This window comes from Nocardia bovistercoris, from assembly GCF_015674855.1.
Lineage (GTDB): Bacteria > Actinomycetota > Actinomycetes > Mycobacteriales > Mycobacteriaceae > Nocardia > Nocardia bovistercoris.
Window position 1 is genome coordinate 408,251 of record NZ_JADMLG010000005.1, and the last position, 7,945, is coordinate 416,195.

Consider the following 7,945-nt stretch of genomic DNA (forward strand, 5'->3'; position numbering starts at 1 on the left):
GGGTCGGCCGCGTCCGGGTGGGGCGCGTCATGCTCGCACCTGCCCCTGTGTCGCGTATCGGCGACCCAAGTCCACCCGGTTCATGCAGCAGCTCACCCTATCCATCTCCGCAGTTCGATCGTGTGCTCCCCTCGCACGCCCACCTCGTGTGCATCGTAGAGACAAGCACCCCTCGTTACCAGACGCGCAGTTCAGCACCCGGCTACCGCGGGAAGCACATATTCGACACGACACGGCATCGATACGACCACGAACACCCCGCCTTCGCATACCCCAGGGTCCGTGAGCGAAGTCATGAACCCGGCCGACATCACCGGTTCCTCAGCTCGCGCACGGTCACCGTCAGCTCCGCTCGACAGCGATGGCGTCGTGCCGATCCGCCGATGGCTCGGTAGGCCCCGCGATTGTCACCGACCGCACGACTCCGACAAGATCACGAGATCGGCCGCGGTCGCGAGGGCGGGCACCGGTTCACCCCCGAGCACACCGTCCGCCGCCACCATCCATGTCACCGACCGAACAGCTCCGGCAGCGTCACGACGTCGACCGCCTCGCCGAACGCCGGGGCGGTCGACCGGTCACCGTCGAACACCACCGTCCGTAGATCCTCCAGTTCCGCCGTTTCCAGCCCTCCCGCGGTGCGACCGTCCACGAACACATGGGTGATCCATTCCTCGGCGAGCAGCCAAGTCGGGTCGCCGCCGTCCGGACTCACCACGACGGAGGCGCCGTTCGCGCCTGCTGTCACCGTCTCCAGCAGAGTCGCCACGGAGTCGGGTGCGAAACCGTAGGTGCGGGATTCGAAGGTCAGCTCGGCGCGGGCCAAGCGGTCGGCGGCGGCGGCCAGTTCGTCGTAGGTCACCGGCGCGCCGCCCGCGGCGATCCACACCGGATCACCGCCGCGCAGCGTGCGCACCCGGTTCGCGTACGTCACCGGGCGCGGAGACTGCTCATCGATGCGGACGCGCACGGCGGGATCGTCCAGCGCGAGCGCATTCGCTCCCGAGGCCGCCGCGCCGGTGCCGATCGTCACCGCGGCGGCCGAAGCGCGCGCCACCGCGGCGCCTGCCTTGAGTACGGCCCAGTGCGCGATCACCCGGTCGACGCCGCGATCCAGCCGCACCGCCACACCGTCGCCTGGACCGCAGCCCAGCTCGATCAGCACCCGCGCCAGACGCGAGGATCCCGCGTCGAGTTCGGCGTAGGTCACGACCCGCTCGCCCCACACGATCGCCGGGCCTTCCGGATCGTCCTCGACGGCGGCGGTCAGCGACTGACCGAGCGCAGCGCCCGCGCCACCCGACTCGACCGCTTCCGTACCGCCCGTGCCGACCAGTGCTCGGTCGCGCTCCTCGGCGTCGAGGATGTCGATATCGCCGACGACCACATCGGGATCGGCCGCGACGGCCGCCACGATGCGCTCGAACCGGCGCGCGAAGGCCTGCGCGGTGGACTCGTCGAACAGGTCGGCGGCGTAGTTGAGGACGACGTGCAGCGGGCCGGTCGAGCCGTCCGCGCCGCGGCGGGCGTCGACGACCACCTGCATATCGAATTTCGCGGCGACCGCGCCCGCGTCGAGTCCGGCGATGGTGAGACCGGGCAACTCCAGGGTCTGCGCCTCGGTGTTCTCGAAAGACAGGACCACCTGGAAGAGGGAATCGCGTCCGCCGCCGCGACTGGCCGCGACCTCCTCGACCACCCGCTCGAACGGCACGTCGGCATTGCCGAAGGCGGACAGGTCGGTCTCGCGCGCCACCTCGACGAGTTCGGCGAAACGCGCACCGGAATCGACGCGGGTCCGCAGGGCGATGGTGTTCACGAACATGCCGACCAGATCGTCGAGCGCCCGTTCACCGCGACCGGCGACCGCGGTGCCGATGGCGATATCGGACCCGCCCGACATGCGCGCGAGCAGCACCGCGAGCGCGGCGTGCACAACCATGAACAGGGTCGAATTGCGGGCGCGCGCGAGGGCGGCGAGCGCGTCGTGGGTCTCGACGGGCAATGTGGTGGATACGGTGCCCGCCCGCAGCGACGGCACCGCGGGACGCGGCCGGTCCTGCGGCAGCGCCTGCTGCCCCGGCAACCCGGCGAGCTGTTCGCGCCAGTACGCGAGTTGCCGCGCCGCCACCGAGTCCGCGTCGGTGTCCTCGCCGATCTCCGCGCGCTGCCACAGCGCGAAATCGGCGTACTGCACCTCGAGCGGCGCCCACGCGGGCGAGCGGCCCTCGATCCGCGCGACGTAGGCGGTCGCCAGATCGCGCGCCAGCGGTGTCATGGACACGCCGTCGGCCGCGACGTGATGCACGACGACCGCGAGCAGGTGTTCCTCGGCGTGCGCGTCGGACCCGACCGCGAGCAGCGCCGCACGCAACGGCACCTCGGCGGTGACGTCGAAACCGGTCGACATGAGCGCGCCGATGCGGGCGAGCGGATCATCCGTCGCCTCGACCGTTAGTCCGCCCGGCAATGCCTCGGCAACCGACAGGATCTCCTGATACGGCACTCCGCCCGCACCCGCTTCCGGGTAGCGGGTGCGCAGCGCCTCGTGCCGTTCCAACACGTCGGCGACGGCATAGCGCAGCGCGGACACGTCCAGCGCGCCGGTGAGCCGGATGGCGAGCGGGATGTTGTAGGCGGGCGAGCCGGGATCGAGCCGGTTCAGCACCCACATCCGCTGCTGCACCAGCGACAGCGGAATCCGTTCCGGGCGAAGCCCTCTGGCCAGCGGAGCACGCTCGCGTCCGGCGCCCGCCTGCACGCGCCCGGCCAGTGCGGCCACCGTCGAAGCCTCGAACAACTCGCGCACCGCGACATTCGCGTCCAGCGCCGCGTTCACCCGCGCGACCGCACGCGTGGCGAGCAGTGAATTGCCGCCGAGAGCGAAGAAATCGTCGTCCAGACCGATCTCGACGCCGCCGAGCAGTTCGGCGAACACCTCGGCGACGGCCTGCTCGATCGGCGAGGACGGCGCGCGATAGGCCGCGCCACTGACGAATTCGGCCGCGGGCAACGCTTTGCGATCCAGTTTGCCGTTGGGGGTCAACGGCAGTTCGTCCAGGACCACGATCGCGTCGGGCACCATGTATCCGGTCAGGAACCGCGCGACCTCGGCGCGCAAGGCGACCGGATCCATTCTCGCGGAAGCGGTTTCACGCGCGGCGGCGGTCGCTGATGCGGCGACCGAATCACGTACAGCGCCGCCCGCGGACCCGAACGAAGTCGCGGCCGCGGCGTGCGATCCGGTAGCCGAACCCCGCGCCGCAGCGGTCGCACCACTCGCCGTGACGGCCGAATCGGTTTCCACCGTGTCCGATCCGCCTGCCGCGACAGCCGAGTCGAGCGCCCCGGCTGCGGGTACCACGTAACCGATGAGCCGGTCGCCCGCGTGCTCGTCGGTGTCGACCACGACCACGGCCTGACCCACACCCGCGCAATTCAGCAGTGCGGCCTCGATCTCACCGAGTTCGATTCGGAAACCACGCAATTGGACCTGCTGATCACTGCGGCCCGCGTATTCGAGGTTCGCTTTGCCGCCGAGCCCGACCCACCGGCCGACATCGCCGGTGCGATACATCCGCGACCCGGGAACGCCGAAGGGGTTCGCGACGAATCGGGTGGCGGTGAGCCCCGGCCTGCCGAGATAGCCGCGCGACAACTGCTTGCCCGCGACGGTGATCTCCCCCGCGACCCCGACCGGCGCGGGATGCAAACGCTCCTCGACCACGTAGGCGTCGAGACCGGGCAGCGCGCGCCCGATGACGCTGGCCGGGTTGTCAACCATCTGCCCGTCCAGCGCCAGGAACGACACGTGCACGGTGGTTTCGGTGATGCCGTACATATTGACCAGCCACGGCGTGTCCACCGGATGCCGCTCGTACCAGCGCCGCAATCTGCGCGGATCCAGCGCCTCACCGCCGAACACGATGTAGCGCAACGCGAATTTGCCCGCACCGCCCCCGTGCGCGGCCCGATCCGCCTCCGCGAGTTGGTAGAACGCCGACGGCGTCTGGTTCAGCACCGTCACCTGTTCACGAATCAGCAACTCGCGGAACAACTCCGGCGACCGCGAAGTCAGGTAGTCGACCACGACCACGGTGCCGCCGTTGGCCAGCGCGCACCACAGTTCCCACACCGAGAAGTCGAAGGCGAAGGAGTGGAACAGCGTCCACACGTCGGTCTCGTCGAATTCGAACAGCGACTGCGTGTTCGCGAACAGTTCCACCACATTGCGGTGCGCGACCCCGACGCCCTTCGGCACGCCGGTGGATCCGGAGGTGTAGATCACGTAGGCCAGGTTGTCGGACCGCAACGGCGCGATCCGCTCGGCGTCGGTGATCGGCGCGGAAGCGTAGGCCGAGGTGTGTTCGAGCAGGACCACCGGCGCGCCACCGGACGGCACCGATTCGTACTCGCTTTCGGTGGTGAGCACGCAGGCGGGCTTCGCGTCGGCCAGCATGAATTCCAACCGCTGCGCCGGGTAGGCGGTGTCGATCGGCAGATAGCCCGCACCGCTGAGCAGCACACCGAGCAACGCGACCGGCAGTTCCTCGGTGCGCGCCACCGCGACCGCGACCAGCCGCTCCGGACCCGCGCCCGCCGCGATGAGCGCCCGCGCGACACTGTTGGCCTTGCGCTGCAATTCGGCGAAGGTCACCGTGATTTCGCCGAATCGGATCGCCACCGCGTCGGGACGCCGCCGCGCCTGCACCGCGACGAGGTCGACCAGCGTCACCTCCGGAACCGCCGCGCCCGGCGTATTCCACGCGCGCAGTACGAGTTCCCGCTCACCGTCGGCGAGCAGGTCGATATCGCCGACCACCGCGCCGGATTCGGTGGCGAGCGCGATGAGCACCGATTCGAACCGGTCGGCGAGATCGCGCACGGTCGGTTCGTCGAACAGGTCGGTCGCGTAGGTGTAGGCCAGGGAGAGCCCGCGCGCCGCGCCGTCGGGGTCGATGTCCTCGACCACCTCGAGCTGCAGGTCGAATTTGGCCAGCGGCACCGCGAGCTCGACGCCCGCGACGGTGAGTTCGGGCAGTTCCAGCGCGGTCGGCGCGAGGTTCTGGAGTACGAGCAGGACCTGGAACAGCGGGTGGCGCGCGGTGGAGCGCGCCGGGTCGAGCAGTTCGACGAGCCGTTCGAACGGCACGTCGGCGTGCCCGAAGGCGTCGATATCGCGCGCCCTGACCTGGCCGAGCAGTTGGTCGAAGGTGGCGCCGGGATCGACCTCGGTGCGCAGCACGAGGGTGTTGACGAACATGCCGATCAGATCGTCGAGCGCGGCCTCGCCGCGTCCGGCGACCGGTGTGCCGATGGCGATGTCCCTCGTGCCCGACAGCCGCGAGAGCAGCACTGCGAGCGCCGCGTGCACCACCATGAACAGTGTCGAATTATGTTGCGCCGCAACGGAACGCAATGCTTCGTGCAGTTCTGGCGATACGTTCGCACGCAAGGTCGCGCCGCGATTGGTCGCGACGGCGGGCCGGGTGCGGTCGGCGGGCAGATTCAATTGTTCTGGCAGACCGGCCAATTCGGTGCGCCAGTACGAGATCTGCTGACTCAGCAGCGATTCCGGATCGTCCTCGGCTCCGAGGGTTTCGCGCTGCCAGATCGCGTAGTCGGCGTACTGCACCTCGAGCGCGGGCCACCCCGGTTCGAGACCGGCGCCGCGCCGGGCATACGCGGTCACCAGGTCGCGAGTCAGCGGCCCCATGGAGAAGCCGTCGCCCGCGATGTGATGCACCACGCAGACCAGCACGTGCGCACTGTCGGACAGGCGAAGCGCCCGAAGCCGGATCGGCGGCGCGATGGTCACGTCGAAGCCGGTGAGCACGGTCTCGGCGACCAGCTCCGGCACGCTGTCCTCGGTGGCGTCGAGCACCGTGAACTCCGGGATCGCCAGCGGATCGCCCGGCGGCAGCACCCGCTGCACACCGAGCCCGTCGATCTCGGGATACACCGTGCGCAACACCTCGTGCCGCTCGACCAGATCCGCGACCGCGGCGCGCAGCGCGGCCACGTCGAGCCTGCCGGACAGCCGCACCGCGACCGGGATGTTGTTGACGGCGCTGTCGGAATCGAAGCGGTTCAGGAACCACATGCGTTGCTGCGCGTAGGACAGCGGAATCCGCGCGGGCCGCTCCACCGCGTGCAACGCGCGCCCGGCGGGGGTGGCCGCCTGCTGTTCGACCCGCTCGGCCAGCGCCGACACCGTCGAAGCCTCGAACAGCAACTGCACCGGAACCCGCACGTCGAGCGCCGAGCCGATGCGCGCGGCGGCCTGCGCGGCGAGCAACGAGTTGCCGCCGAGTTCGAAGAAGTCGTCGTCGGCGCCGACCCGGGTGTCGGCGCCGAGCAGCAGCGCGCCGAAGACCTCGGCGATGCGCTCCTCGGTCGCGGTGGTCGGCGCCCGGAATTCCCGCGCGGCGAACACCGGTTCCGGCAGCGCGGCGCGATCGAGTTTGCCCACCGCGTTCAGCGGGATCTCGTCGAGCACGACGATCGCGGCCGGAATCATGTACGCGGGCAGGGATTCACCGATGTAGGCGATCAGTTCGGCGGTGTCGACCTCGGCGCGCTCGTGCGGCAGCACATACGACACCAGCGCCGTCTGCCCCGACGGCAGCGTCTTGCCGAGCGTCGCGGCGTAATCGATGCTCGGATGCGAGGTCAGCGCGTTGTCGATCTCGCCGAGTTCGATGCGGAATCCGCGCACCTTGACCTGGAAGTCGACCCGGCCGAGGTATTCGATCGCACCGCCCTCTTCGGCGCGGCGCACCAGGTCACCGGTCCGGTAGAGCCTGGCGCCTGGATTGCCGGTGTCCGCGCCGAACGGACTCGCGACGAACCGCTCGGCGCTCAGCCCGGGACGCCCCAGATAGCCCTGCGCGAGCGCCGGACCCGACAGATACAGCTCACCGATGACACCCGAGGGCACCGGACGCAGCCTCGGGTCGAGCACGAACGCGCCGACGCCGGGAATCGCACTGCCGATGGTCACCGGCTCGTCCGCGCGCAGCGGCACGGAACTGGTCGCAAGGATGGTGGCCTCGGTCGGCCCGTAGCCGTTGTAGAACGAGCGGGTCCCGTCGGCCCAGCGTCCGACCAGTTCCGGACCGAACTTGTCGCCCGCGACCACGACGACCTCGAGGTCGGGCAGATCGGCCGAATCCACCGATTCCAGCGCGCCCGGCGTGATCAGCATGTGCGTGACCCGCTCGCGGCGCAGCAACTCGGCCAACTCGACACCGCCGAACACCCGCGGCGGCGCCACGACGAGCGTCGCACCCGCGGTGAAGGCGAGCAGCAGTTCCAGTACCGAGACGTCGAAGTTCGGGGAACAGACGTGCAGCACCCTCGACCGCTCGGTGACCCCGTAGTGCTCGCGCTCGGCCGCGACCAACCCGGCCAGACCGGTGTGACTGACGACCACGCCCTTCGGCCTGCCGGTGGACCCCGAGGTGTAGATCACGTAAGCGGGGTGGCGCTCGTCGAGCGGGCGGACCCGGTCGGTATAGGAGATCGGGTGTTCGGGCCGCTCCGCGATCCGATTGGCGACCACGGGATCGCTCAACTCGATCCAGTACACGGCCGTCCCGAGCACCGCCCGGTTCCCGTGGGTGGTGAGTCCGATGGTCGCGCCGGAGTCGGTGAGGATGTGGGCGATGCGGTCGGCCGGATAGGCCGGATCGACCGGGACGTAGGCCGCGCCGGTCTTGGCGATGCCCCAGATCGCGAGCACCGACTCGACGCTGCGCGCGATGCCGACGGCGACCACGTCACCGGGACCGATGCCGCGTTCGATGAGTTCGCGGGCCAGCCGGGAGGAATCCGCGTCGAGCTGACGGTAGGTGAGGGCGGCGTCGACGCCGAGCACCGCGATCGAATCGGCGGCCGACTCGACGGCGGCGGTCAGCAGTTGGCCGAAGGTGGGGCTGCCCGA

General features: G+C 70.0%; 1 protein-coding gene. It reads right to left on the reverse strand.

The features are described from left to right. Window positions 1-508 precede the first annotated feature (508 nt). Window positions 509-7,921 (reverse strand): amino acid adenylation domain-containing protein, encoded by a 7,413-nt coding sequence (locus IT779_RS37795; RefSeq protein ID WP_408637761.1) that lies wholly within the window; start codon window positions 7,919-7,921, stop codon window positions 509-511. Between the last annotated feature and the right edge of the window lie 24 nt (window positions 7,922-7,945).